We start from the raw sequence: 254 nt of genomic DNA on the forward strand, positions 1-254 counted from the left end.
CGCGCCCGGAAAGTACATCGCGGTCAGCCGGTGGCTGTGCACCGGCGAATCGCCGGCGCCGCTGCGTTCGTCGCCGTAGCGGCGCCAGTCGCGCACCGGATGGATGTCGTCGGCCAGTTCGAGGAAACCTATGGTTTCGCGGTCCCCGATCAGCACGCCCTGCACGCGCAGGCCGAGCCCGGATTTGGCGGCATCGAGCCGGGCCACCAGGCCGGGCGTGGCGCCGAATTCGCCATCGGAGGCGATCAGCAGGT

1 protein-coding gene is annotated in these 254 nt (G+C 70.5%); it reads right to left on the minus strand.

The window, feature by feature from the left end; genetic code table 11:
* The coding region (locus ICJ85_RS16355) for a hypothetical protein (protein WP_206688071.1) at nucleotides 1–254 on the minus strand (254 nt) is incomplete at both ends.

It is taken from the genome of Aestuariibaculum marinum (assembly GCF_014596975.1).
GTDB classification, from domain to species: Bacteria; Bacteroidota; Bacteroidia; order Flavobacteriales; family Flavobacteriaceae; genus Aestuariibaculum; species Aestuariibaculum marinum.